At 32.8% G+C, this 25,537-nt stretch carries 23 protein-coding genes; 9 read left to right on the forward strand and 14 right to left on the reverse strand.

Annotated elements, in window-relative coordinates:
• From glnT to ACTT9Y_RS00755, 12 genes are all read right to left on the reverse strand, one after another.
• Positions 1-1,326 carry a type III glutamate--ammonia ligase gene (gene glnT, locus ACTT9Y_RS00700; RefSeq protein ID WP_440932570.1) on the reverse strand — a complete coding sequence of 442 codons (1,326 nt, stop codon included), beginning with the start codon at positions 1,324-1,326 and terminating at the stop codon, positions 1-3.
• 17 nt (positions 1,327-1,343) lie between these two features.
• The gene (locus ACTT9Y_RS00705) at positions 1,344-1,496 is read right to left on the reverse strand and encodes a hypothetical protein (RefSeq protein ID WP_440932571.1); all 153 of its coding nucleotides are present in this window, start codon (positions 1,494-1,496) and stop codon (positions 1,344-1,346) included.
• A 50-nt stretch (positions 1,497-1,546) separates the two neighbouring features.
• Entirely contained in the window at positions 1,547-1,777 is a 231-nt protein-coding gene (locus ACTT9Y_RS00710) for a hypothetical protein (protein ID WP_440907607.1), read from the reverse strand.
• A gap of 11 nt (positions 1,778-1,788) precedes the next feature.
• Positions 1,789-3,189 carry an ammonium transporter gene (locus ACTT9Y_RS00715; RefSeq protein WP_440907608.1) on the reverse strand — a complete coding sequence of 467 codons (1,401 nt, stop codon included), beginning with the start codon at positions 3,187-3,189 and terminating at the stop codon, positions 1,789-1,791.
• A gap of 126 nt (positions 3,190-3,315) precedes the next feature.
• Entirely contained in the window at positions 3,316-3,732 is a 417-nt protein-coding gene (locus ACTT9Y_RS00720; protein ID WP_440932572.1) for a hypothetical protein, read from the reverse strand.
• 8 nt (positions 3,733-3,740) lie between these two features.
• Positions 3,741-5,153, reverse strand: a complete 1,413-nt coding sequence (locus ACTT9Y_RS00725) for an FMN-binding glutamate synthase family protein (RefSeq protein WP_440907610.1) — start codon at positions 5,151-5,153, stop codon at positions 3,741-3,743.
• Entirely contained in the window at positions 5,153-6,007 is an 855-nt protein-coding gene (locus ACTT9Y_RS00730) for a GXGXG motif-containing protein (protein ID WP_440932573.1), read from the reverse strand. The genes ACTT9Y_RS00725 and ACTT9Y_RS00730 overlap by 1 nt, the downstream gene beginning before the upstream one ends.
• Positions 5,995-6,939 carry a glutamine amidotransferase gene (locus tag ACTT9Y_RS00735; RefSeq protein ID WP_440907612.1) on the reverse strand — a complete coding sequence of 315 codons (945 nt, stop codon included), beginning with the start codon at positions 6,937-6,939 and terminating at the stop codon, positions 5,995-5,997. Before ACTT9Y_RS00735 ends, ACTT9Y_RS00730 begins: the two co-directional genes overlap by 13 nt.
• Positions 6,940-6,971: 32 nt before the next feature.
• Positions 6,972-8,441, reverse strand: a complete 1,470-nt coding sequence (locus ACTT9Y_RS00740; RefSeq protein WP_440907613.1) for a glutamine synthetase family protein — start codon at positions 8,439-8,441, stop codon at positions 6,972-6,974.
• Between the two features lie 69 nt (positions 8,442-8,510).
• Entirely contained in the window at positions 8,511-9,839 is a 1,329-nt protein-coding gene (locus tag ACTT9Y_RS00745; protein WP_440932574.1) for an NAD(P)/FAD-dependent oxidoreductase, read from the reverse strand.
• Between the two features lie 100 nt (positions 9,840-9,939).
• Positions 9,940-10,290 (reverse strand): hypothetical protein, encoded by a 351-nt coding sequence (locus ACTT9Y_RS00750; RefSeq protein ID WP_440932575.1) that lies wholly within the window; start codon positions 10,288-10,290, stop codon positions 9,940-9,942.
• 5 nt (positions 10,291-10,295) lie between these two features.
• The gene (locus ACTT9Y_RS00755; protein ID WP_440932576.1) at positions 10,296-12,635 is read right to left on the reverse strand and encodes a DUF1989 domain-containing protein; all 2,340 of its coding nucleotides are present in this window, start codon (positions 12,633-12,635) and stop codon (positions 10,296-10,298) included.
• A 142-nt stretch (positions 12,636-12,777) separates the two neighbouring features.
• Here ACTT9Y_RS00755 and ACTT9Y_RS00760 point away from each other — a divergent pair, with 142 nt between their 5' ends.
• The 7 genes from ACTT9Y_RS00760 (at position 12,778) to ACTT9Y_RS00790 (ending at position 20,432) form a co-directional block, all read left to right on the forward strand.
• Positions 12,778-13,722: an ABC transporter substrate-binding protein gene (locus ACTT9Y_RS00760; protein ID WP_440932577.1), complete on the forward strand. Its 945-nt coding sequence runs from the start codon at positions 12,778-12,780 to the stop codon at positions 13,720-13,722.
• A gap of 80 nt (positions 13,723-13,802) precedes the next feature.
• Positions 13,803-14,180: a hypothetical protein gene (locus ACTT9Y_RS00765; protein WP_440932578.1), complete on the forward strand. Its 378-nt coding sequence runs from the start codon at positions 13,803-13,805 to the stop codon at positions 14,178-14,180.
• Positions 14,180-14,731: a hypothetical protein gene (locus ACTT9Y_RS00770; protein ID WP_440932579.1), complete on the forward strand. Its 552-nt coding sequence runs from the start codon at positions 14,180-14,182 to the stop codon at positions 14,729-14,731. The genes ACTT9Y_RS00765 and ACTT9Y_RS00770 overlap by 1 nt, the downstream gene beginning before the upstream one ends.
• Before the next feature lie 65 nt (positions 14,732-14,796).
• On the forward strand, positions 14,797-15,828 hold the full coding sequence (locus ACTT9Y_RS00775; protein WP_440932580.1) for a quaternary amine ABC transporter ATP-binding protein: 1,032 nt from the start codon (positions 14,797-14,799) through the stop codon (positions 15,826-15,828).
• A 3-nt stretch (positions 15,829-15,831) separates the two neighbouring features.
• The gene (locus tag ACTT9Y_RS00780) at positions 15,832-17,985 is read left to right on the forward strand and encodes an ABC transporter permease (protein ID WP_440932581.1); all 2,154 of its coding nucleotides are present in this window, start codon (positions 15,832-15,834) and stop codon (positions 17,983-17,985) included.
• Positions 17,986-17,989: 4 nt separating this feature from the next.
• Entirely contained in the window at positions 17,990-19,468 is a 1,479-nt protein-coding gene (gene glpK, locus ACTT9Y_RS00785; RefSeq protein ID WP_440932582.1) for a glycerol kinase GlpK, read from the forward strand.
• Between the two features lie 7 nt (positions 19,469-19,475).
• Positions 19,476-20,432: a 2-dehydropantoate 2-reductase N-terminal domain-containing protein gene (locus ACTT9Y_RS00790; protein WP_440932583.1), complete on the forward strand. Its 957-nt coding sequence runs from the start codon at positions 19,476-19,478 to the stop codon at positions 20,430-20,432.
• A 4-nt stretch (positions 20,433-20,436) separates the two neighbouring features.
• Here ACTT9Y_RS00790 and ACTT9Y_RS00795 read toward each other — a convergent pair whose 3' ends face one another.
• Complete coding sequence (locus tag ACTT9Y_RS00795) at positions 20,437-21,768, reverse strand: NAD(P)-binding domain-containing protein (protein WP_440932584.1); 1,332 nt, start codon at positions 21,766-21,768, stop codon at positions 20,437-20,439.
• Between the two features lie 77 nt (positions 21,769-21,845).
• On the opposite strand from ACTT9Y_RS00795, the gene ACTT9Y_RS00800 reads away from it, so the two are divergent.
• Both ACTT9Y_RS00800 and ACTT9Y_RS00805 read left to right on the forward strand, forming a co-directional pair.
• Positions 21,846-23,003: an iron-containing alcohol dehydrogenase gene (locus ACTT9Y_RS00800; protein WP_440932585.1), complete on the forward strand. Its 1,158-nt coding sequence runs from the start codon at positions 21,846-21,848 to the stop codon at positions 23,001-23,003.
• On the forward strand, positions 23,003-23,791 hold the full coding sequence (locus tag ACTT9Y_RS00805) for a type 1 glutamine amidotransferase (RefSeq protein ID WP_440932586.1): 789 nt from the start codon (positions 23,003-23,005) through the stop codon (positions 23,789-23,791). The genes ACTT9Y_RS00800 and ACTT9Y_RS00805 overlap by 1 nt, the downstream gene beginning before the upstream one ends.
• On the opposite strand, the gene ACTT9Y_RS00810 is transcribed toward ACTT9Y_RS00805, so the two are convergent.
• On the reverse strand, positions 23,783-25,465 hold the full coding sequence (locus ACTT9Y_RS00810; protein WP_440932587.1) for a formate--tetrahydrofolate ligase: 1,683 nt from the start codon (positions 25,463-25,465) through the stop codon (positions 23,783-23,785). The two genes, ACTT9Y_RS00805 and ACTT9Y_RS00810, sit on opposite strands and share 9 nt — an antisense overlap.
• Positions 25,466-25,537: the final 72 nt, after the last annotated feature.

The following is a 25,537-nucleotide window of genomic DNA, read 5'->3' on the forward strand; positions in this document are numbered from 1 at the left end:
TTAACAGTCTAAAGTATTTTGTCTTTCCCATTGAGTTACAGGTTTGGACTTATCGAAGTTTTCTTTATTATCAAATTCCTCAATTTCAGATTTTCTAAGTTTTATATAACTATTGATTGTTTCTTTTCCAAAAGCCTCATTCATTTCTTTATTATTTTGTAATAAATTTAAAGACTGTGTAAGTTTATCAGGCAGTTTTGGTAAGTCAGGATACTTTGCATGGTCTTCATACATATTACAATCCAAAGGTTTACCTGGATTAACTTTATTTTTTAAACCATATAGACCTGCTGCTAAAACGCCTGCTTGTAACAAGTAAGGATTAGCAGAACCATCCATCAATCTTAATTCAAACCTTCCTGGATCAGGTATTCTAATCATATGTGTTCTATTATTACCCGTATAGGATATACTACTTGGTGACCACGATGCTCCAGACTTAGTTGGTGGTGCGTTAATTCTCCGATAGCTATTTATTGTTGGGTTAAAAAAAGCAGATAAAGATGAAGCATTTTTAATTACTCCACCTAAAAAATTATACGCCATTTTACTTAAACCTAGTTTATCTTTATTGTCTAAGAATTTATTTTTACTACCTTGCCAAACAGATACATGGGCATGACAACCGTTACCTGTCAGATTTTCGAATGGTTTAGGCATAAATGTTGCTCTCAATCCGTGCTTTTCAGCAATTGTTTTTACCATAAATTTAAAAAAAGCATGTCTATCTGCTGTTTTTAAGCAATCTGAATAATCCCAATTCATTTCAAATTGTCCATTAGCATCTTCATGATCATTTTGATATGGGCCCCATCCCATTTCAATCATACAGTCACAAATTTCCTTAATTAGATCATACCTTCTCATTAAAGCTGATTGATCATAACAAGGCTTGGATTGTGTATCTCTTGGATCTGCAATTGAGTCGCCATCAGGTGAAATCAAAAAATATTCACACTCAACACCTGATTTCATTGTTAAATTTTGTTTTTTAAGTTTTTTTATTTGATTTTTTAGCATTACCCTAGGCGACGCATCTACTGGTTTACCATTCATCCATAGATCAGAAGCTAACCATCCTACCTCTTTGTTCCAAGGAAGCTGGATTAAGCTATCTGGATCAGGAATTCCAAACATATCAGAGTCAGCAGGTGTCATATCTAACCAAGCAGCAAAACCTGCAAAACCTGCTCCTGTAACTTGCATTTCTTTAATAGCATGTGCAGGGACTAGTTTTGATCTTAATACACCAAACAAATCTACAAAACTAATTAAAAAATATTTAATTTTTTTTTGTTTAGCTATTTTAAATAAGTTTTTAGCCATTGCTAAGGCTACCACAATTATTTGAAAAATGAAAAGATAGTTTCTTTATAATAAGTAAAATTAACTAAAATTATCAGAATAATTGCAAGAATTACTCCATACTTTGCTTTTGGAAAAGCAACACCTCTCATTTTACTCGGTCTTAGTTGTTCGTTTTTGTCTTCACTCATTTAAATCATTAAAAAAGGGCGCTACAATTTTGTAGCGCCCAAATTTTATTTTACCATTCAGTAATATTACTTTTATGGTCGTTAGCACCGTGTCTTTTTCTGGATAATGCGTTCAGCTCATCACTTTCAGATTTGCTTGTAATTACAGTCCATCCTATCCACACAGCAATTAACAAAAGAACTAGTATAAATTCACTAGATCCAGCTCCAGGATAAACCGATCCACCAACTTCTTCAGCTGGTTTATTAAGATGATCTATCCAGTTTGATACTGTTGCCATATTTTTCTCCTTTACCTGGTTGCTGATGAAACTGCTTTTTCATCTTCTTTAGCACTTTCCATCATTTCATAGTCTAGTCCAGCTATTTCAACTTCTCGTGGGATTCTTAATTTACCCATACCATTAAGAACTTTAGCGATGATATAGCCAGGTATCAATCCTAAAACAAAGAACATTATTATTGCTCCAATAAATTGTCCTAATGGATTAATTGTTGCATAAGTTGTTCCATCAAACATAGCTCCAACACTGTAACCAGATGAAGGATAACCATTTAAGACGAATCCACAAATTACAAGACCTACAAAACCAGCATAACCATGTACAGCTACTGCGCCAACTGCATCATCAATTTTGAACTTTCGTTCAACCCAGTAATGAAGTTTGTAGGCAATAACAACTCCGATCATACCAATAATTAATGCTTGAATTGGATGATATAAGTCGTTTCCTGCAGACGCACATATAATGCCAGCAAGTCCACTTGAGTAAGTCCAGAAAGGGTCACCTTTAGCGATAACATATCCAGCCAATAAACCTCCTGACAATGACATCAAAAAGTTCATTGTAATTCCACTTAAAGTAGTAGGTGTTAAATAGATATTAGTTGCTGTCCAGAATGATATACCTTCCATGCCATACTCTGGGCCCAGATCATATATTGGAACGTTACAAGCCGCATAAAATCCCCAAAATCCGGTGTAAATTAAGAACAATCCAATTGTTACTAACCAAGGATTTCGAGGACCAATATTTCTTGGTTCACCACTTGATGAAAATTTTCCAATTCTTGGACCTAAAACCATAAGTACACCTAAGGCAAATCCACCAGCAATAGCGTGAATTACACCTGATGCATAAGCATCATGATAACCTAAGATTTTAAGCATCCAACCATCAAAGTGCCATCCCCATGACGCATCTATTGACCAGAAAACAGATCCTATTGCAATTGCTAAAACTCCAAATGCAAATGTTGTTATTCTTTCAATAACTGCACCCGAAACTATAGAAGCTGCGGTCCATGAAAATAAAAGGAATGCTGCCCAGAACACACCCATTATATGGTCATTAAGATTGATTGCCATAAGAGCATTTGTAGGATTAGCAAGATCATTACCTCCAAATCCTCCACCTAGTACAAGCCCTGTACTTTCTGTCATTATTGACGGAGCTAATCCAGGTCCAGTTGGAAAAGCCCAATAAATCCACCAACCAAACAAAAACCAAGTTACTGTTACCAATGGTATCAGCATTGTGTTTTTCATAAGAGTATGTTGATGGTGTTTGTATCTTGAAGCTCCAACCTCATACATACAGAAACCAACGTGAATTAAAAACATTAGTACCACTGTTGTCCAGTAGTAAAATTCTGTAAATATCGTGGTAAGAGCACCTAACTGATCAGTCATATTCTCTCTCCATATTTGTTTATTTAAACCCTATTAAATTTTCTGAGTCGTTACAAATATAAAGAGATTGAAAAAATCCAGTTATGAACACCAGATTTAAAAAATAATCAACTATTGATTGTAATATTAAAACTTCAAGTAAGCTTTTTTCAAATCAACAAGTGGATGTTTTGGAGACATTTGAAACTTAACCAAAAGCTCTCTTGCAATCATATCTCTATCTTGTTGATTGTTTGGTAACTTAATGGAACTTGGAATAGTAACCCAACCATTTGCATTTCTGCAAAAAACTGCAGGTCTATCTTCTTCATAACCCATGTGCACGTCTTCCAACCAATTCAGATCATCCCATCCCATCGCCTCTATATATTTTTTTAGAAAAGGGGTGATTTTACTATAATCAGGCAAAAGATTAACATCATATCTATAGCCAATAGACTGGCCAATCATTTTTTCTCTGTCTGTCTCTTTCTTTTTACCTAATTGACCTTTAATCTCTTTTGACTTCGTTTTTGATACCTTTTTATTTTTTTTCTTTGGCATAATTATCTCTATATTTTGTGATAGTTATCAACTCCAACAGTGTAGTTAGTTCCAGCTAATGGAACTTTTGCTAAAGCTGATGCTTCTGATGTTAAAGCAGCTAAATCTTCAGGTTCTAGAGAATGGATATTTGTTTTTCCACACGCTCTAGCTAACAACTGAGCTTCTAAAGTCATTGAGTGAAGATAATTGTAAACTCTTAATGCTGCATCATCGGGATTTAATCTAGCTCTAAGCTTAGGATCTTGTGTTGCAACACCAACTGGACATCTTCCAGTGTGGCAGTGATAACATTCACCTGCTTTTACGCCCATTTCTTTTTCAAAATCTGCCTCTGGAATATCTTTATTGCAATTTAATGCTATCATCGATCCAGTACCAATTGCTATAGCATCAGCTCCAAGAGCTAAAGCTTTTGCCATATCAGCACCGTCTCTTACACCACCTGCATAAATTAATGTTACTTTTCCAGTTTTTCCGACATCATCGATTGCTCTTCTCGCTTCTCTAATCGCTGCAATTCCTGGAATTCCAGTATTAGCAGCAGCGATATGTGGGCCAGCTCCAGTAGAACCTTCCATTCCATCTAAGTAAATTGAGTCTGGGTCACATTTTGCAGCCATACGCACATCATCATAAACTTTAGATGCACCTAACTTTAATTGAATTGGCACTTTATTTTTTGTTAATTGTCTTAATTCCTCTACTTTTAAAGCTAAATCATCTGGACCTAACCAGTCTGGGTGTCTCGCAGGAGATCTTTGGTCAATACCAGATGGTAATGATCTCATCTCAGCAACTTGGTCAGTAACTTTTTGACCCATTAAGTGTCCACCCATTCCAACTTTTTGACCTTGTCCAATAAACACCTCAATACCATCTGCTAATTGCGCGTGGTGTGGGTTAAAACCATATCTTGATTGAATACATTGGTAATACCATTTTTCAGAATATCTTCTTTCATCAGGTATCATTCCACCTTCACCAGAACATGTAGCACTACCTGCCATAGTTGCTCCTCTTGCTAAAGCAGTTTTTGCTTCATAAGATAGAGCACCAAAACTCATTCCTGTAATATAAACTGGAATATCTAACTCAATTGGATTTTCACATCTTGGACCAATTACTGTTTTTGTTTCACATTTTTCTCTGTAACCTTCGATTACAAATCTAGTTAGTGTTCCAGGCAAAAAAACTAAATCATCAAAAGTAGGAATTTTTTTCATTAATGCCATTCCACGCATTCTGTATCTTCCTAATTGAGCTTTTATATGAATGTCGTCTATTACTTCAGGAGTGAAGATAGCATTATGTCCTAATAAACTTTTATTTCTTTTACCTTCTTCGTGCACATGTACATCTGCTTTTCCACCAACACCTTTTCCATTTTTTTTAACTTTTTTACTTTTTTTCTTAGGCATTAAATTGCTCCCTTCTTCTCTGTAGGTTCCAAATTATCATAATTCCAAAGTTTTTTACCTGCTACAATTTTTTTCATTTTACTTACATCGAAATTTTCACCAATCTCAGCAACTTTTAATTTTCTTTTAAGCCAATCTTGATCACTTGACGTTAATTCCGAATCTACAGCATCACTACCATATGACCCAATTTCTCCACCTACGAAAATTGTCCCATCATACATGGAGTCACCCAGGTTAATTCCAACATCTCCCAGGATAATTATTCTTCCTCTTTGCATCATAAAACCTGTGAATGCACCCGCATCTCCACCAATAATGATAGTTCCACCTTTCATGTCAATTCCAGTTCTGGCACCAACACTACCTTTGCAAATTAAATCTCCACCTCTAATTGCCGCACCAAAACATGATCCAGCATTTTTTTCAATTACCACTTTACCAGCCATCAAATTTTCTGCACATGACCATCCAACTCTTCCATTAATTCTGACTATTGGACCATCAGAAGAACCCATTCCAAAGTATCCTAAACTTCCTTCAAAAATTAAATTCAGTTTATTTAAAATACCAACTCCAAGACTATGTTTACCTTGTGGGTTTTTAATTACTATTGTTCCATACCCTTGGCTCATTAAGTTATCAATTTCTTTATTAGCTTCTGGTGCAGTCATATCTTTAACATCAAGCTCAGTTCTTTTATTGAAATCTACATCATACGTACCAAAGTAATAAAAGTTTTCTGCTTCGTCAGGATTAAAGAATTTTTGTTGAGTTCTTCCTGTTAATACCTCAGTGTGCATTCCCATTGATTGTGCTTTTGATTTTTTCGACACAGTTTTTAGATTTGCCATACTTTCACCTCCCCATCAAATGGATCATATGTTTCAATTTCTTGTGGTAATACAGACCTAATTGCAATTTCCTCTGATCCCATTGCTACTAAATCATCAGACTCATACAAAACTAAAGGTTTTGCAGCCATTGTATCTTTAGCCATTCCTAATGAGTCTTTAGTTGCAACAAAGTATGTGAAAACTCCGTCGAGACCTGTTAATGACTCTTTCATTCCTTCTTCTAAAGTTGCTCCATGTCTCATTTTTTCTGCAATATAAACTGCAATTAATTCTGAGTCACATTCTGACATAAATCTCATTCCCTTGTTTTCTAAAACTCTTCTGTTATTCCAATAATTAGTTAATTGTCCATTATGAACTACAGATACATCACTAAATGGATAACCCCAGAAAGGGTGAGCAGACTTAATATCCACACCTGATTCAGTTGCCATTCTAGCATGACCAATTGCATGTGTTCCAACCACTTTATCTAAACTATATCTGTCACAAACCATTTTAGCATTTCCAAGATCTTTAATTACTTCTAAAGATTTTCCCATAGAAAGAATTTCAACACCTGGAATACTTTCAATTCTCTGTGAAAAGTCTAACAAATCTTTTGTATCATAATCAATCTCATATCTTAGAGAGTAAGGAAGAGTTCTCTCTTCTTTAACCACTTTAGCTCCCATCTCAGCTAGAGTTTCATCTACAATTTTTTTTCTTTCATCGTAAACAGACACATCTTCCATAACCGATGAACTTCCTTCTCCTACGTTTTCTCCAACTTTAAAACGCATAATGAAGTTTTTTCCGTCTGTATCTCCATATAGAGCATACCCTGTAGAATCTTCACCTCTATGTTTTAATGCTTGGAGCATCCCTTGTAGTTCGCTTCCAACATTTGAAGATTTTCCTCTATGAATTAAACCTGCTATTCCACACATATATTTTTACCCTTTCTATCTATTTCTGTGACCTACGGTAGACAATCAAGATAAGTGTCCAGATCCCATTGTGTTGTTGCACCAAGAAATCTTTCCCACTCATCATTTTTATACCAATGGAAAACTTTATACATTTCATCTGGCATTGCAGATTTGATTACTTCATCCTCTGCCAATCTATCTAAAGCTTCACCTAAACTTAATGGAAGTTTTTTAACATCTTTACCAGCTTTTTGAGCCTCATAAATATTTCTAGATTCAGGAGCTGCTGGTTTCATCTTCTTGCTTATACCTTCATCGCAAGCTTTTAATAAAGCAGCACCTAATAGATAAGGATTATGCATAGAATCTACCGATCTATACTCAAATCTTCCTGGAGCAGAAACTCTTAAACCACAAGTTCTATTTTGATATCCCCAGTCAGCGTAAACAGGAGCCCAAAAACCTTGATCCCATAATCTTCTGTAAGAATTTACAGTTGAAGATCCAAGAGCTGTCAATGCTGGTAAGTGCTTCATGATACCCGCAATTGATTGCAAACCAATTTTACCTGGTAATTGCATATCTTTTGTATCTGGCATGAAAGTATTAGTTCCGCCTTCAACATAACTAAATACTTCTTCAACACCCGGAAGTGTTTTGTTACCAAGTTTGTTTAGTTTAATTTTTCCACCTTTCCATAAAGACATATTTGTATGACAACCACTAGCAGAGACACCCATAAATGGTTTTGTCATAAAGCATGCGATTAAATTATGTTCTCTTGCTACTTGAGCACATATTTGTCTATATGTTGATAATCTATCTGCATTTCTTAAAACGTTATCGTAAGTCCAGTTTAATTCTAATTGGCCTGGGGCATCTTCGTGATCTCCCTGAATCATATCAAGACCCATTGCTTTGGCATACTCAATAACCTTCATAAATACTGGTCTTAATGACTCAAACTGATCGATGTGATAACAGAATGGTTTAGAAAAACCTTTACCTGTAGGAGTTCCATCCTCATTTTTTGTTAACCACATCATTTCAGGCTCAGTACCAACTCTTAATTCTAGACCATGTTTTTTCTTAAATTCATCCATAAAAATTCTTAGGTTTCCTCTACAGTCTGAAGTTAAATGACCACCTGGATTTTTTCTTTCTTCTCTGTTTCTAAAACAAGTTACAAATACTCTTCCAACTCTTTTATCCCACGGTAATTGAACAAAAGTTTCAGGATCAGGTATTCCAACAAGCTCCATAGCTTCTGGTCCATAACCAATATAATTATTGTGACGATCTAAAAATAAGTTTGCGGTAGCACCGTATACTAATTGAAAACCCTTTTCGGCAGTTCTTTCCCAATGATCAGCGGGTATACCTTTTCCAACAACTCTACCTGTTACAGAAATGAATTGGTAATAAATATAAGTGATGCCAAGCTCGTTAATTTTTTCTCTAACTTTCTTAACTAATTTCGCTCTACCTGGCTGGTTAACATGTTTCTCTAGATCTGTCATTTTCACCCCTCAATGAATTTAATTTATTCAAACGTAGCTGAAAAATTTATTTGTGTCTAGGCTTAGAGTCTAGCTCCAAGGAAACGGACTGTTCGAAGTAGGGTGAAGTTCTCCCTTCTCGTAACGGTTGAATCTAAATGGTTTTAACAAATCACTTTCAGTACCAAGAATTTCTTTTGCAACAAGCTCACCAACACCGATCATCTTGTATCCGTGGTTTGCATCTGCAATCATGTAAACATTTTCAAAAAATCTGTCAAAGATTGGAAACGAGTCTGGTGTCATACATCCAAGACCACCTGAAGGTCCTTTTCTATATAAATCAGATTTCCCTTCAAATCTTTTTTGACAATGTGCTAATGCTGAGCACCACATTTCACTAAAAGCATCGGTTGTTTGATACTCAGGAGATTCAATTCCATAAGGATCAACATTAACTTGATCAAAATGTTTTTTAACTATGTATGGTGAAGTACCACCTTGAACACCTAACCCTTCAATATCGGGTTTATAATAAATTCCCCAAATTTTATCTGTTAATAACTTTTTACTTTTGTCTGAATATAACGGAGCAGTCGAGTCTACGTGAACTACAGGTGGTTGTTTACCATCATTTGTTTTCAAAAAATCTGGTTCAACACCAATAACACCTTCTTGTAACATCCAGTAAGTCCACATGTCAGTCTCATGCATCTTACCATCTTTACCTAAAATATTTGCAGTTTTTGGTAGTTCTAGCATGTTCCAAAAATCTCTTGCCCATGGACCTGCACCAATTACTACTTGTTCACACTCAATGTTTCCCTTGTCGGTTTCAACACCTGTAACTGCTTGACTATTACTTCCTCTTTTAAAACCTGTTACTCTTACACCTTTCATTACTTGAACACCATTTGAAGTAGATTTGTTTTCTAGTGCCTTAATTGAATCCTTGTTGAATGCATATCCACCTTTCTTTTCATGAAGAACAGATGTTATACCTTGAGCTTGCCAATCATCAAAAATACCTTTCATGTAGTTAGCACAATCTTTTTCACCTTCTATAAAATTTGACTCATATCCGATTGCTTTTTGTTGCTCGTAAATACTTGCAACATCTTTATGCATTACCTCGGGTGATATTTGTAAATAACCCACTGGATTATATTTAAATGCTTTAGGATCACTCTCCCAAACAGAAACTGAGTGAGCCATCAATTCTCTCATTGCTGGTTGAAAATAATTATTTCTTACTACACCGCACGCAATTCCACTTGCTCCAGCAGCAGTATCTTTTTTTTCTAATACAACGATGTCACCTGGATTTTTATATGTTTCAGAAAGCTTCCAAGCAGTACTTAGTCCGTGGATTCCACCACCTATGATAACTACTTTTGCTTTTGAAGGTAATGTCGTCATAGCAAAACATTATTTTTTGGTAGGGATAATTAATATAATTATTTATAGAACTAAAAATTATATATAAAAAATAGATACTTAAATTTTCGTTAAAAAATGGCTAATAACTTATGTTTTTTAAAGTTACTAAATAATCATTAAACTCTTTAATAAATGATTCACTTGGCATTATATTTTTTATTCTCTGGTCTGCTGAAGTTTTTTCAAGTCTAAAGAATCCTTTTTCACAAGCTTCTGTAATTATTAAAGCTGATTTAGGTCGAGAGGTTTTAAAAAGTTTTGTTTTTAATTCTTCTACTGATAATTTATTACCTTCTTTATATGCAGACATTACTAGCAACATCATATGATAATGGGACGGTGATTTTCTAAAAAAGTAATTACTTGATGTATGAGATTGCCTCATTTGATCTTCCCAAAAATCTAAGAGCGTTTTCTTTTCTTTTGGCATAGCTATTAAGCTTTTACTCTCGATTTAGTTGGATCATAAAAAGGAAAACCAACTACTTTTGCCCCAATTCTTTTTTGATGACCGTCAATTTTACCAATCTCTACATCGGTACCGATCTCAGAGTATTGAACGTCTATTCTACAAAGTGCAATATTTTTATTTAAAGTAGATGACAAGCATCCACTTGTAACTATACCAATTTGAGATCTGCCTATATGAACACAGTCTCCATGACCAGCTATTTCTTTGCCAGCAAGTTCCAATCCTACTAATTTTTTTTGAGGGTTTGCCTTTCTTTTTACTAATTCCTCTTTACCAATGAAATCTTCCTCTTTTGTTTTCAATGGAACAGCAAAACCTATGCCAGCTTCAAAGGGATCTTGTTCACCGTCAAACTCAGCACCAAATAAAATTAAACCTGCCTCAATTCTAAGTTTATCAAGAGCTGCAAACCCAGCTGGAATAAGTCCATCATCTTTACCTGCTTCCATTAATTTATCCCAAACTTCTGGCGCATGTTTTGGATGACACCATATCTCGTACCCTAACTCACCAGTATAACCAGTTCTTGAAACAATTAAAGGTATACCTTGAAGTTCTTCTATTCTACAAATTGTAAATCTAAACCAGCCCAACTCATCTATCGAAGGCTGTGTTGGTGGTGTAAAGATTATTTTTTTTAAAATTTCTCTACTTTTTGGACCTTGCAAAGATACATTACTAATTTGGTCAGTAGAGTTTTTAACAATAGCATTAAAATTCTTTTTTTTTGCAATTTCTTTAAGCCATTCACCACCATACTCATCTCCACATATCCACCTAAAACCTGTTTCGCTTAATTTTAAGAGAGTTCCATCATCAAACATCATTCCATTTTCGTAACACATTGCGGAATATACAACCTGTCCAACAGAAAGTTTTTTTATATTCCTTGTAAGAGTGTAGTTCATTAACTCTTCAGCATCAGGACCAATTATTTCAAATTTTCTTAGTGACGATAGATCAATTAAGACAGCATCATTTCTGCAAGCATTGTACTCATTAACTAATCCATGTTTTGTATAATCATTTGGAAGCCAAAAGCCTCTAGCATCAACAAAGTTTCTAGTTAATTTTGAAGTTTTTTCATAAAACCCAGAATTTCTAGTTAGTTTATTTTCAGAGTCTGTTTTCATTCTAAAACCAAATGATTTTCTAAATTCTTTATTTTTGTCATAAGTTCTAACAAATATATTAGTAGGATTCCATGAATTACACGGATCTATATCACTTGGACATGCAGTTGTTCCTATTGTTAAATCTTTTAAAGCTTTAAACATTACATAGTCACCAGGTCTTGAATAAGATTCATCAGAAATAACAGAATTTAATCCTCCAGCAGAAGTGTTAAAAAATAAATTAATTGCATGCCAACCTTTTTGTTTCTGAACACCGTATTTTGACATACTTTCAGTTAAATTATCTGAACAATTTGGATGACCAAAATATCCCGCGTCTTCATAATATTTAGATGTACATGCTAGATTAAAAGTATCGTGTTTACCTACAGTATCTCTTATAACTTCAACAAGAGGCTCATGGTCTGTATCATAAAATTTAGAGTGTAATCCAGGTCCAGGAAAAGTATTTCCCATAAATGTTCTGGTGGTTTGCCAGTCTAATCCCTTTTCAATCCCTTTTTCTAATTTTTTTGTATCAAATGCTACGAAGTCAGAACATTGTCTTCCAGTTGGACTAATTACCTGAATATAATCTCCTTCTTTTACCTGGTAAGATATAGATGTTTCTTTATTTATGTTTTCTTCATACAGAGGTTCAAATACAGGATCTGGTATTACATTTAGTTCTTTATCATTTATGATTTTAAATCTCTTGATAAAAATCGTTAAATCACTTGGAGGATTTTGATTTGTTATATCCATATCATCGCCAGGTGCAGCAAAAATAGCAAAACATTTATCTTTTGATTTAAATTTCATACTTTCTCCCGCTTTAGTATCGGGATCAAATATGATTGAAGATTTAGACTCTGAGATATTTAAGTTTCTTTTTTTTAATTGATAATTTGTTGCTAATATAGTTTCATCTTTACCATTAAGAATATTTCTAATGAAATTTTTTTTATTGTTTGATTTTAAATTTAATATTCCAACATCAGATTTACCATCTTTGTTAAAACAAAGTATTTCACAAATTTGATTACCCTCATTGTTAATAATTTCTAATTCATCATCAGGAAAAATTTGAAAAGCAGTAAGAGCACCACCATTAACAACATGTCTTTCAACTCCAGGTGGTAAAATATTTAAACCAGGGTATTTAATATCTTTACTAGTTCCTAACATTTTAATTTTTAAATATTGTTATATTTTTTATCATCATTTTTATTGTTTAAATATATATATATTTTTTAGAACTAATAATTCTTTACCTTCCTATTTGTTTTGTCATAGACTATTAAATATTAATATTAATAGAGGGGTATACATGAAAAAAATAATATCATTACTATCTGCTCTAGTGATTTCTGTTGTAAGTTTTGCGGGAATTTCTAACGCTGATAGCAAGAAGCCTATCGTTATTCCAACTCATAACTGGTCAAGTCAAATTGTAATGGCTTATGTTATTGGTGGGATTTTCGAAAGTATGGGCAATAACGTTAAATACGTTAACGCAGACTCACAAGCAGTTTATGAGTCAATTAGAATTGGAGATGTAACTATATCTCACGAGGTATGGGAATCTGCATTTGGTAAATCTTTTACTACTGCTTTAGATAAAGGTGGTTTATTAGATTGGGGTGATCATGAAGCAAGAACTCTTGAGGATATGGGATATCCAAACTGGGTTACTGAGAAAGGATTATGCCCAGGTTTACCAGACTGGACAGCCTTAAAAAATCCAGATTGTGCTAAAAACTTTACAACACCTGATTCACCAGATGGAAAAGGTAGAATGTTGGAAGGTCCACAAACTTGGCATGGTGACTTAATTCCACAAAGGGTTGATGCACTAGGTTTAGGTGATTTATGGTGGGTTAAATTTGCTGGAAGTGCTGATGCACTTTGGGCAGAATTAGCAGCAGCTGAAAAAGAAGGAAGAGGAACAATCATCTTCAACTGGACGCCTAACTTTACGGATGGTGCTGGTTTCACATTTATTGATTTCCCTCCATACACAGCTGGTTGTAGACCAGAAGATGGTGGAGATGGTAAATGTGGTTCTCCTGATGGATATTTGAAAAAAGCAGTTCATGAGGATTTTCCAAAAACTCATCCTAAAGCAGCAGCAACATTTAAGAAAATGTCTTTCTCTACAAGTCAAATTGGTGCAATGGCAGCTTTAGTTGACGTTGACAAAATGACTCACGAAGATGCAGCTAAAAAATGGTTAGCTGATAACGAGTCAGTTTGGAAAGCATTTATTCAATAAGGATTAAAGTTTAAATTTAAAATCTCCCCCAACTTGTTGGGGGGGATTTTTTTTTATATTATTTTGTGTAAAATAAATTCATGAAAAAATTTCTCCTTTTTATATTATTAAGCTTTTTAATAAGCTCTTCTGCATTTGCACGTAGTACCGGCTGTAAAGAGGGCAATTGTGATAATGGATATGGCAAGTGGGTTTACACTGATAAAACCACTTATGAAGGGGAGTGGGTTTCTACAAAAAAAGAGGGACAAGGTGTAGAGACTTGGCCGAATGGATATATTTATAACGGGGAATTTAAAAATAGTGTTTGGAGTGGAATTGGAACGTTAACATTTCCTGATGGTTCCACTTATGAAGGGGAGTGGGCAAATGGTTTTATGAATGGTCAAGGAACATTTACTTGGGCAGATGGAAAACAGAAAACAGGCATTTGGAAAAATGGTAAGTTACAAGAATAATGTCTAAAGAAAATTATATTAATAAAATAAAAAATTTACCTGAGTCTCTAAGACAATTTATTGGTCTTATATTTATTACTCTAATAGTAATTGTATCTTTTAGTATTTTAAATGGAATTTTTGGACAAGGTGATGATTTAGTAAAAAGAATGAAGTTAGAGGAGGAGAGAATTGCTGAAGAAAAAAAACTAAGTGAGTTAATATCTAAACTACCCTCTGGCATATTAGTTTCATTTGATGGAACTGATCACTACAAATTAACAGATGAAGTATATGAGCAAGTATGTAAAGCTACAAAGCTAATTCCTCAAAGAGCAATAATGGGTGCTAATTTTTTAAATTTTAGAGCACATGAGCTTTATACAATTAATGGAAATAAAATTGATGAGACTTTTGTCAAATGGGATGAAGAAAAAAGCAAATGTTTTGCAGGTTTTACAGTTAGTGGAAATAATGTAGGTGTTGATGAAAGTATTACTATAAGTGGAGAAGCTTTAAGTTTTTTAAGCACTGGAATTGATACAAGAGTTTATTTTATCAAAAATTTTTAATGAGGAAAGGTAACAATTATTAACATTTTAATTTTATAGAATTTAATATAACTTTAATACAATTTATGTCTGAGACTGTAATCAAATGCGAGTCGGTTTATAAAATTTTTGGACAAAATGCCAAAAAGATGCTTGAAGAATCTAATGGCAATGTAGATGCAAAAACCTTTCAGGAAAGAGGATGTATAGTTGGAGTAAATAATGCTTCTTTTGAAGTTGCAAAAGGAGAAATGTTAGTTGTAATGGGTTTATCTGGTTCGGGTAAATCAACACTTCTTAGATGTATTTCAAGATTAACTGATGCGACCGGTGGAAAAATTTTTATTGAAGGTCAAGATTTATTAGAATTAAACAATAAAGAACTTATTGAGCTTAGAAGAAATAAAATGGGAATGGTGTTTCAAAGCTTTGCTTTGTTACCTCATAAAACAGTTGTTGAAAATATTGCATTTCCACTTCAGATAAAAGGTACTAATACTGAAAAGAGCATTGGTAGAGCAATGGAAATGGTAAAACTAGTTGGACTAGACGGAAGAGAGAATTATTTCCCAAGAGAACTTTCAGGTGGACAACAACAAAGGGTAGGTATTGCAAGGTCATTAGCAGTAGAGCCTGATATATGGTTTTTAGATGAACCTTTTTCTGCATTAGATCCATTGATTAGAAAAGAAATGCAAGATGAGTTTTTAAGACTTCAGGAAAAATTACAGAAAACCATTATGTTCATTACTCATGATTTTGATGAAGCATTAAAGTTGGCTGATCGAATAGCAATCATGAAAGATGGTATAATTGAACAATTAGATACACCTGCAAATATTGTATTAAATCCAGCAACTGAATATGTAAGAAAGTTTACTGAAGAAGTACCGAGAGAAAAAGTTTTGATTATTGAGGACGTAATGGATGCTTCAAGTAAAGATAATTTAGGAGATTTAAAAGTATCAAAAGATGAAATTATAGAAAATGTTGCAGAAAAAATACTTACTCAAGAAAAACTAGTAGGAGTAGTTGACTCAAATAATAATATTGTAGGATCAATTAAACCTTCAAAAATAATAGATACAGTTTTTGGAGGAAGAAAAAACGGTAGTTAAAATATGGAGTACTTAAAAAAATATCCAAAGTTATTTCAATGGTTATTTTTATTAATTGTATTTTTTGGTTTATGTTTTGCAATTGATGTTCCTGAAACTTATAAATTTATAAGAGGCCAGGCTGAATTTGTTAAAGATCCAAACCAAAGTGTTTACTTTTTTCTGGGAAAAGAGGTTAGGTATTATGCCTTTGATGTATTTTGGAGATTGCCTCCACTTCTAGGATGGCTTCCTATTTGGATAAACGACTCTTTATTTTTCTTGATGAATGAATGGATGCCAATGGAGTTTTGGAACGAAGATACTCAAGAATTTAAAACTCGACCATTATTATTAGAGATAAGTAGAAATTTAACTTCATTTATGACTTTTTTAATTGAATTAATTAGGGAGATTTTACTTGGAGGTTTAGAAACTATTGTTGCATTTACAAGTTGGGATTTTATTGATGCTTATCCATGGTTAGAGTTGCCAGGTTTACCTTGGACCATTGTTGCAGCCGGAGCAGCGATACTTTCTTATAAACTAAGTGGAAAAGGATTAGCTTTGTTTGCAGGTTTAACAATGATCTATATTTCTATATTTGGTCAATGGAAACCATCAATGCAAACGCTTTCTTTTATACTTGTTGCAGCTCCACTTTCATTTATTTTTGGTTTAGGCTTAGGTATTGCAGCTTACAAAAGTAAACGTGTTGAAAAAGCTTTGTATCCAATTCTTTTAGTGATGCAGACTATGCCACAATACGCTGTATTAGTCCCTGCACTTGTTTTATTTGGAGTTGGTGATCATGCTGCAGTAATCATTACAATGGTTGTTGCAGTTCCACCAATGATATTACTTACAATTTTAGGTTTGAGAGCTATACCACCAGAAGTTATTGAGGCTGGAAGAATGAGTGGGTGTACTAATTGGCAACTAATGTTTAAGGTATTAATTCCTACAGCAAGACGAGATATTTTAATTGGGGTTAACCAAGTTATTATGGTTTGTTTTTCAATGGCAGTTATATCTGCTTTCATTGGTGCCAAAGGTTTAGGATTTAATTTATTGTTAGCTTTGAACCAACTTAATATTGGATTAGCATTGGAAGCAGGATTGTGTATTAGTCTAATTGCAATTCTTCTTGATAAAATGTCTTTAGCCTGGGCAAATAAACAAACAGATTATTTTGGTAACCTGACATTTTTCCAAAGAAATAAAAACGTAATATTTTTCGCAGCTTCATTTATAGTTGGAATAATTCTTGCATATGTTGGGACTTTTATTTTCAAAGGTAGTTTTAATTATTTGTTTGAAATTCCACATAACAAAGGAATATCAACAGCAGATTTTTGGAATAAGGGGGTTGATTGGATTTTTGATACTTTCTTCGTGTATATTAAAGCATTCAATACATGGTTAATTCAAGATGTGCTTCAGCCGATGAGAGCTTTATATTTAAGAATGCCTGCAGTTGCTACATTGGTACTAGCAGTTGGAGCAGGATATTTAATTGGGGGAATTCGATCAGCATTAGTTGTTGCTGCTTTGACTTTATTTATAGCATTAAGCCCATGGTGGGATAGAGCGTTAGTTACATTATATATGGCAACTTTTGGAGTAGTTATTTCTTGTTTAATAGGATTTACAGTCGGAACATTATGTTTTCAAAATAAAAAATCAGCAGCGTTTATGCTGGGTGTTTGTGATATATTTCAAACATTCCCATCATTTGTATATCTAATTCCAGTAATGATGCTTTTTGGAATTACTGATACCTCTGTATTAATTGCAGTAATTGTTTATGCCACTATTCCTGCAACAAGGTATACAATTGAAGGGTTAAGAAGTGTTCCTGTTGGCTTACATGAAGCTGCAACAATGTCTGGTGTAAATAAATTTCAAAGATTAACAAAAATTGAGTTTCCATTGGCATTTCCACACATGATGCTTGGTTTAAATCAAACAATAGTTTTTGCTTTATTTATGGTGATAATTGGAGCCTTCATTGGAACGGAAGATCTTGGTCAATACATTTTAAAAGCACTGTCAGATAAAAATGGAGCCGGAATTGGTTTAACTTTAGGTATTTGTGTTGCGTTTATAGGATTGATCTTTGATAATTTGATTCGAACTTGGGTTGGAAAAAGAAAAAAACATCTTGGTATAGATTAGTATTTTGAAAAAATTTATTGTCTCTATTGATCAAGGAACAACCTCATCAAGAGTTGTTTTGTTTGACACTGAAGGGAACATTAAATTTATTTCTCAATATGAATTTAAACAATACTTTCCTAGGAATGGCTGGGTAGAACATAATCCAAATGAAATTTGGTCGACAACACTTAAAGCACTAAAACAAACAATTAAAAAAGCTACAAGTTTGAAAGGTCATATACTTACAATCGGAATTACAAATCAGAGAGAAACTACGATTTTGTGGAATAAAAAAACTGGAAAACCCATTTATAATGCAATCGTTTGGCAAGATAGAAGAACACAGGAATATTGTAAATCTCTAAAGAATAAAAATTATGAAAACACTTTCAGAAAAAAAACTGGATTATTTATAGATCCTTATTTCTCTGCCACTAAAATAAAATGGATTTTAGATAATGTGAAAGTTTCAAAAAAGTTACTCAAAACTAATAATTTATTGTTTGGTACGGTAGATACCTTCTTAATCTGGAAATTAACCAAAGGTAAACAGCATTTAACCGAAGCTACGAATGCAAGTAGAACAATGTTGTTTAATATTAATAACAATAAATGGGATAATGAAATATTACAGAAATTAAAAATTCCAAAAGGTATATTGCCAGAGGTAAAAAATTCTGCAGATAATTTTGGAAATACAGACAAGAGAGTTATAGGAAAAGAAATACCCATTTCAGCTGTTTTAGGAGATCAACAAGCAGCTGCTGTAGGACAAGCTTGTTTTGAAAAAGGATCTATAAAAAGTACCTATGGCACTGGTGCATTTATAATAATGAACACTGGATCAAAAAAAATTAATTCAAAAAACAAGTTATTAACGACAATTTGTTATCGATTGAATAATAAGACTACCTATGCTCTTGAAGGATCTATTTTCATAGCAGGAGCAGGCGTACAATGGTTAAGGGATAAAATTAAATTAATAAACAATGCTTATGAAACTGAAAAAATAGCTAAATCAATAAAAAGCAATAACGAAGTTTATGTTGTCCCAGCTTTTAGTGGAATAGGCGCACCTTATTGGAGACCTGATGCAAGAGGGTTAATAACAGGACTTACAAGAGATAGTGATTGGAAAACTTTGGTTAGAGCAACAGTTGAGTCAGTTGCGTATCAAAGTTATGACTTATTTAATTCAATGAATAAAGATGGTTTAAAGCCCAGGATAGTAAAGATCGATGGGGGTATGGTAGCTAATAATTGGTTTTCACAATTTTTGGCAAATGTAATTAATTTAAAAGTAATTCGACCTAAAGTCTTAGAAACCACTGCTCTCGGAGCAGCTTTGTTTGCAGGTTATCAAGTAGGAGAATTCAAATCATTAAATCAAATTAAAAGTAAATGGAAAAAAGATAAAGCTTTTAAGCCAAAAATTAATAAAAAACTAAGAAATCATATATTGCATGGTTGGAAGCAAGCAATTAAAAAAACCTTAGCATAAAGATAAAATGAAAAAAATATTAATTGTTGGTGCTGGAGCTATGGGAGCTGCTTTTTCGATACCGTTGTTAGACAATGGTCACTCAGTTACATTAACAGAGCCATATAACTTTAAATTATTACAAAAATTAAGCTTAAAAAAAAAAATTCACCCATCATTAAATATAAATTTACCAAAAAAATTAAAAATAAATAAATTTTCAAGTGACATTTTAGATCGCAAATGGGATTTAATTGTAATTGCTGTGAGTTCTATAGGAATAGACTTAATTGGAAAAAATCTATCAAAAATTAAAAATAAATCACCTATTTTGGTATTAACAAAAGGTCTTAAATTAGATGATAGAAATTTAATTTCAATGTCTAGCTTATTAAGAAAGTATAATAAAAATTTAAATATTTCAGTTTTGAAAGGCCCATGTTTAGCAAAAGAATTAGTTAGAAAGGTTAAAAGCTTCACTGTTGTTGCAAATAAAAATATTAATTCTGCAAAAAAAATTGGAAAATTAATTTCAACAAATTATTATCAAACTGAATTTAGTAGAGATGTTAATGGAGTTGAGTTTTTATCTGCAATAAAAAATATTTATTCAATGATAATTGGATCTGGACAATGGCACAATACATCATCGGCTTTATTCAGAAAATCAATTGACGAAATGAAATATCTTGCAAATTATTTTAAAGGAAAAAAGGAAACTGTTTATGGTCTGGCAGGTTTAGGAGATTTATACGTAAGTGCAATGGGAGGAAGAAATAGTAAAATGGGAGATTATCTAGGTAAAGGCTATACTTTTACCCAAGCAAAGAAAAAGTTTATGAAAAATGATACAGTAGAAGGTGCTGATTTAGCAATAGAAATTGCTCCTTTTATATTTAAAAAAATTAATAAAAGAAAAGTCCCTTTAATGATCTCTTTATTAGAGGCAATTGTTAAAAATAAGAAATTAAAAATTAAATATTAATTTTTTATTTATTTAAAAAAGTTTCCATAGAGTCATCCATCGCTGTTTCCCAAGGTGTATGATGAATTGGTGCAACTGATCCAGTCACAGGAGATGAAAACGACTTATTTCTATAAGTTAGAATATCCTCTACTTTATGATGTTCCCATTCTTTGAAATGTTTTCTAATTAGTTCAAAATCAATTTTAGGATAATCAGACATATCATGAAGTTCTTTGGTATATTCTGTTTGAAAATCAATCATTTGATCCGGATTTTCTAATTTTTCCTCCATAGAAACCCATTTATTGATGTCTTTATCTATTTCGTCGTTACTAGGCATTTTTATTTTGCCCACGATCACATCTCTTGCATACCAAGCTTGACAATCAAACATATTAAATGTGTGAAACTGATCCTGCATACCTAAGTATAAAAGTTTATGATTATCTTGCCACACAACCCCTTTATAAAGTTTTGGTGGATACAATCTATTATGTGTTTTTAATTTTAAGCTTTCATCTAAAAATGGGAAATGATGCAAATATCCTGTACATAAAATAACTACGTCAGCATTTTGTTCTGTTCCATCTTTAAATATGGCTTTTTTCCCTTCTAACCTATCTAAATAATGAACTTCTTTCATACCTTTTGGCCATTTGAAACCCATTGGGTTATGCCTGTAACCTATTGTTACACTTCTAGCCCCATACTTATTACATTGCAGAGCCACATCTTCTGCAGAATAACTGCTTCCTAAAACAATCACATCTTTTCCTCTGAACTCTTCTGCGTCTCTAAAATCGTGTGAGTGCATTATTCTTCCTGGGAAAGAATTCATTCCTTTGTACTCAGGAATAAAAGGCACAGAAAAATGACCTGTAGAGACTACCACATAATCAAACGTATCATTTAAAATTTTATTATTAACTTTATCTTGGTAGCTAATTTCAAATTTATCATTTTTGTAAATAGTATTTGTAACTCTTGTATTAAATTTAATCTTACTTTTTACATTTCCTTTGCTCACTCTTCCCAAAATATAATCTTGCAAAACTTCTCTTGGAGGAAAAGAAGGAATTGGCTTTCCAAAATGTTCATCAAAAGAATAATCAGCAAATTCTAAACACTCTTTAGGTCCATTAGACCATAAGTATCTGTACATACTGTTAGGTACAGGATCTCCATATTGATCTGAACCAGTTCTCCAGTTATAGTTCCATAAACCTCCCCAACTTTCTTGTTTTTCGAAGCAAACTATTTCAGGAATTTTTTCTCCTTTATTTTCTAAATGCTCAAATGCTCTTAAAATTGAAAGTCCACATGGACCAGCACCAATGATTGCTACTTTTGACATAGAATTTTTCCTATCATTAATAAATTTATAAATATATCTTACTAACAATTTTTAAAAAAATAAAATTATATTTTGTTATGGGTATTAATTGGAATTATCCAACCACTATGTGGATAGGAGAAAATAGAATTGAAGATTTATCATTGGCCTGTAAACAGTTAAATATTTCAAATCCATTATTTGTAACAGACAAGGATTTAATTAACTTAGATTTGATAAAAAATATAATATTAAGATTAAAAAAAAGTTTTGAAAATTTAGCTATCTTTTCTAATTTTACGGGAAATCCAATTGGAGAAAATGTAGAAGAAGGCGTTAAAGTTTACAATAGCGCGGACTGTGACGGCGTAATAGCTTTAGGAGGCGGAAGTGGTTTAGATGTTGGAAAAGCTATAGCATTTATGTGCAATCAATATCGACCTATATGGGATTTCGAAGATATTGGTGATTACTGGACAAGAGCTGATAGTTCTAAAATTTCAAAAATTATTGCAGTTCCAACCACTGCTGGAACAGGATCCGAAACAGGTAGAGCATCTGCAATTATAAATAAAGAAACAGGTGCAAAAAAAATTATTTTTCACCCAAAAATGTTACCTTCGATTGTTATTTTAGATCCTATACTCACATTAGATTTATCTCCAAGATTAACAGCAGCAACAGGAATGGATGCGCTTGCACATAATCTAGAAGCGTTTTGTGCACCAGGATATCATCCTATGGCTGATGGTATGGCAATAGAAGGAATGAAACTGATTAAAAATTCATTAATTAAAGCATTCACAAATGGAAAAGATGTTAAGGCTAGAATGGATTTGCTTTCAGCTGCTTCAATGGGCTCGACTGCATTTCAGAAGGGACTGGGTGCAATTCACTCATTGAGCCACCCTGTAAACGGTAAATTTAATGTTCACCATGGTTTATCAAATGCAATATTTATGCCTTATGTTTTAACATTTAATAAACCTTCAATTGAAAATAAAATAATATCGATTTGTGATTATCTTAATTTAAATAAAAAATTTGATAGTTTTTTAAATTGGATTTTAGAATTGAGAAATAATTTAAATATTCCACACAAATTGTCAGATGTAATGGATTGTAATAATGTTGATTTAGATGAACTTTCCTTTATGGCATTTAAAGACCCATCAACAGGAGGAAATCCCAAAAAACTAAGTCAAAATGATCTAAAAGAAATGTATTTAAAAAGCATTTCTGGAGAATTATTTTAATGAAAAAAATATTAATTGTAGAAGGAAACGTACGAGAAGAAAATCAAAGTTTTTCTGCAGCTGGTATTCAAACACATACAGAAAGCCTTAAAGATAGTTTAGAGTTTTTTACTGATAAATTAAAAATCCACGTAGTTAATCCTTCTTCAGATGAAAATATAGATAAAAATATTGATACACTTGAAGGCTACGATGGCCTTATTTGGGGTGGGAGTAGTTTAAATATTTATAACAATACTCCAGAAATAAAAAGACAAATTGAATTTATGAAAGAGTGTCAGAAAAAAATTAAAAAAATTCTAGCAATATGTTGGGGTATGCAAGTAGCTGTGACTGCAGCAGGAGGGGAGGTAAAAAAAGCGACAAAGGGATCTCATAAAGGGATTGCCTCAAATATAGAAATTAATGAAATTGGCTTAAATCATCCACTCTATAAAAATAAAGATCGAAAATTTAATACACCTGCATTTAATTTTGATGAAGTAGTTACAATGCCAGAAAATTCAATTTTATTAGCCTCAAACTCAATTAATAATGTTCAAGGAATAAATTTCAAAGTTGGTAACTGTAATATATGGGGCCTTCAATACCATCCTGAGATTACTTATAATAAAATGATCAATTTGATTATTTTCAGAAAAAAAAGACTTTTAGAAAAAGGTGCATTTAAAGATGAGAATGAAATAGATAATCACATTAAACATTTAGAAAATGAGAATAATAAATTAGATAAAGTTTCTAGAATGAGAGAATTAGAGAATTGGTTAAACTACTTAAATTTAGAATAAACCTTCTATCTCACCTTTGTCATTTAATTTTATAGAGTCGGCTGCAGGAACTCTTGGAAGGCCTGGCATTGTCATAATTTCTCCACACACAACAACTATAAATTCAGCACCAGAAGAAAGTCTTACTTCTCTTACAGGCAAAACATGACCTGTGGGTGCACCTTTTAAATTTGGATCTGTTGAAAAACTATATTGGGTTTTTGCAATACAAACAGGTAGCTTACCGTAACCTTTTTCTTCAAAATCTTTTAACTGTTGTCTAACTTTTGTATCTGCCACTACTTCAGAGGCGCTATATATTTCTTGCGCAATTTTTTCTATTTTTTTGAATAGTGGGAGATCATCTTCATATAAAAATTTAAATGTATCTTTTTTGTCCTCGCAAATTTCTGCAACATTTTTAGCTAATTCAATAGTTCCTTCGCTTCCATTTGACCAATGAGTACATTTAGAAGCTTTTACTCCTTGAGTTTCACAAAAATCTAACAATGTTTTCATTTCATCTTCTGTATCAGTGATAAAATGATTAACTGCAACAGTAACTGGTAATCCAAATTTTCTAATATTATTTATATGTCTACGTAAATTTACCATCCCTTCTTTTAGTGCAGATACATTTTCTTTTTTTAAATCTTCTTTAGCAACTCCTCCATGCATTTTTAGTGCTCTGATTGTTGCTACAATAACAACGCAATCTGGTTTGAGATCAGATTTTCTACATTTAATATTAAGAAATTTTTCTGCTCCTAAATCAGCTCCGAATCCCGCCTCTGTTACAACGTAGTCAGCTAATTTAAGTCCAGCTTTAGTTGCAATAACCGAATTACATCCGTGAGCAATATTAGCAAAAGGACCACCATGAATTATTGCAGGATTGTTTTCTAGAGTTTGAGTTACGTTGGGTCTTATCGCTTCTTTTAGTAAGACTGTCATTGGACCTTGTGCATTTAAATCTTTTGCATAAATCGATTGCTTATCTCTTGTATAACCAATTGTAATATTACCAATTCTATTTTCTAAATCTTTAAGGTCTGTTGCTAAACAAAAAATAGCCATTAGCTCAGAAGCAACTGTAATATCAAAACTATCTTGTCTAGGGTAACCATTGGCCACTCCTCCCAGATCAACAATGATAGATCTTAAGGATCTATCATTCATATCCATTACTCTTCTCCAAACAACTCTTCTAACATCGATGTTAAGTTTGTTACCCCAATAAATATGATTATCAATTAATGCAGATAGTAAATTATGTGCAGATGTAATAGCATGAAAGTCACCTGTAAAATGAAGATTGATTTGTTCCATTGGTACTACTTGGGCATAACCACCGCCAGCAGCTCCACCCTTCATTCCAAATGATGGACCAAGACTTGGTTCTCTTAAACAAACGATAGATTTTTTTCCAATTTTATTTAAACCATCATTCAACCCAACCGAAGTTGTTGTTTTACCCTCCCCAGCAGGAGTGGGAGTGATTGCTGTAACTAAAATTAATTTACCATTTTCTTTTTTTAGAGTTTTTAAGTATTCCAGATTTATTTTGGCTATGTGTCTTCCCATTGGACTAAAAGCAAAATTTTCATCAGGGACACCAACCTTAGAAAGAATATCTTTTATTGGTTGCATCTTAGCTTCTCGAGCTATTTGAATGTCAGATTTTACTTCGGCCATAAATAATCAAATAAATTAAAAGTTTTTTATCTGTGACTTCTTATCCTTTTTTGCTATTTTTGGAAACTTCTA

Source organism: Candidatus Pelagibacter sp., assembly GCF_052049995.1.
Taxonomy (GTDB): Bacteria; Pseudomonadota; Alphaproteobacteria; order Pelagibacterales; family Pelagibacteraceae; genus Pelagibacter.

Coding starts and splice junctions, on each gene's coding strand:
- glnT (WP_440932570.1), bottom strand. CDS start 1,326: ATGGCTAAAAACTTATTTAAAATAGCTAAACAAAAAAAAATTAAATAT.
- ACTT9Y_RS00705 (WP_440932571.1), bottom strand. CDS start 1,496: ATGAGTGAAGACAAAAACGAACAACTAAGACCGAGTAAAATGAGAGGT.
- ACTT9Y_RS00710 (WP_440907607.1), bottom strand. CDS start 1,777: ATGGCAACAGTATCAAACTGGATAGATCATCTTAATAAACCAGCTGAA.
- ACTT9Y_RS00715 (WP_440907608.1), bottom strand. CDS start 3,189: ATGACTGATCAGTTAGGTGCTCTTACCACGATATTTACAGAATTTTAC.
- ACTT9Y_RS00720 (WP_440932572.1), bottom strand. CDS start 3,732: ATGCCAAAGAAAAAAAATAAAAAGGTATCAAAAACGAAGTCAAAAGAG.
- ACTT9Y_RS00725 (WP_440907610.1), bottom strand. CDS start 5,153: ATGCCTAAGAAAAAAAGTAAAAAAGTTAAAAAAAATGGAAAAGGTGTT.
- ACTT9Y_RS00730 (WP_440932573.1), bottom strand. CDS start 6,007: ATGGCAAATCTAAAAACTGTGTCGAAAAAATCAAAAGCACAATCAATG.
- ACTT9Y_RS00735 (WP_440907612.1), bottom strand. CDS start 6,939: ATGTGTGGAATAGCAGGTTTAATTCATAGAGGAAAATCTTCAAATGTT.
- ACTT9Y_RS00740 (WP_440907613.1), bottom strand. CDS start 8,441: ATGACAGATCTAGAGAAACATGTTAACCAGCCAGGTAGAGCGAAATTA.
- ACTT9Y_RS00745 (WP_440932574.1), bottom strand. CDS start 9,839: ATGACGACATTACCTTCAAAAGCAAAAGTAGTTATCATAGGTGGTGGA.
- ACTT9Y_RS00750 (WP_440932575.1), bottom strand. CDS start 10,290: ATGCCAAAAGAAAAGAAAACGCTCTTAGATTTTTGGGAAGATCAAATG.
- ACTT9Y_RS00755 (WP_440932576.1), bottom strand. CDS start 12,635: ATGTTAGGAACTAGTAAAGATATTAAATACCCTGGTTTAAATATTTTA.
- ACTT9Y_RS00760 (WP_440932577.1), top strand. CDS start 12,778: ATGAAAAAAATAATATCATTACTATCTGCTCTAGTGATTTCTGTTGTA.
- ACTT9Y_RS00765 (WP_440932578.1), top strand. CDS start 13,803: ATGAAAAAATTTCTCCTTTTTATATTATTAAGCTTTTTAATAAGCTCT.
- ACTT9Y_RS00770 (WP_440932579.1), top strand. CDS start 14,180: ATGTCTAAAGAAAATTATATTAATAAAATAAAAAATTTACCTGAGTCT.
- ACTT9Y_RS00775 (WP_440932580.1), top strand. CDS start 14,797: ATGTCTGAGACTGTAATCAAATGCGAGTCGGTTTATAAAATTTTTGGA.
- ACTT9Y_RS00780 (WP_440932581.1), top strand. CDS start 15,832: ATGGAGTACTTAAAAAAATATCCAAAGTTATTTCAATGGTTATTTTTA.
- ACTT9Y_RS00790 (WP_440932583.1), top strand. CDS start 19,476: ATGAAAAAAATATTAATTGTTGGTGCTGGAGCTATGGGAGCTGCTTTT.
- ACTT9Y_RS00795 (WP_440932584.1), bottom strand. CDS start 21,768: ATGTCAAAAGTAGCAATCATTGGTGCTGGTCCATGTGGACTTTCAATT.
- ACTT9Y_RS00800 (WP_440932585.1), top strand. CDS start 21,846: ATGGGTATTAATTGGAATTATCCAACCACTATGTGGATAGGAGAAAAT.
- ACTT9Y_RS00805 (WP_440932586.1), top strand. CDS start 23,003: ATGAAAAAAATATTAATTGTAGAAGGAAACGTACGAGAAGAAAATCAA.
- ACTT9Y_RS00810 (WP_440932587.1), bottom strand. CDS start 25,465: ATGGCCGAAGTAAAATCTGACATTCAAATAGCTCGAGAAGCTAAGATG.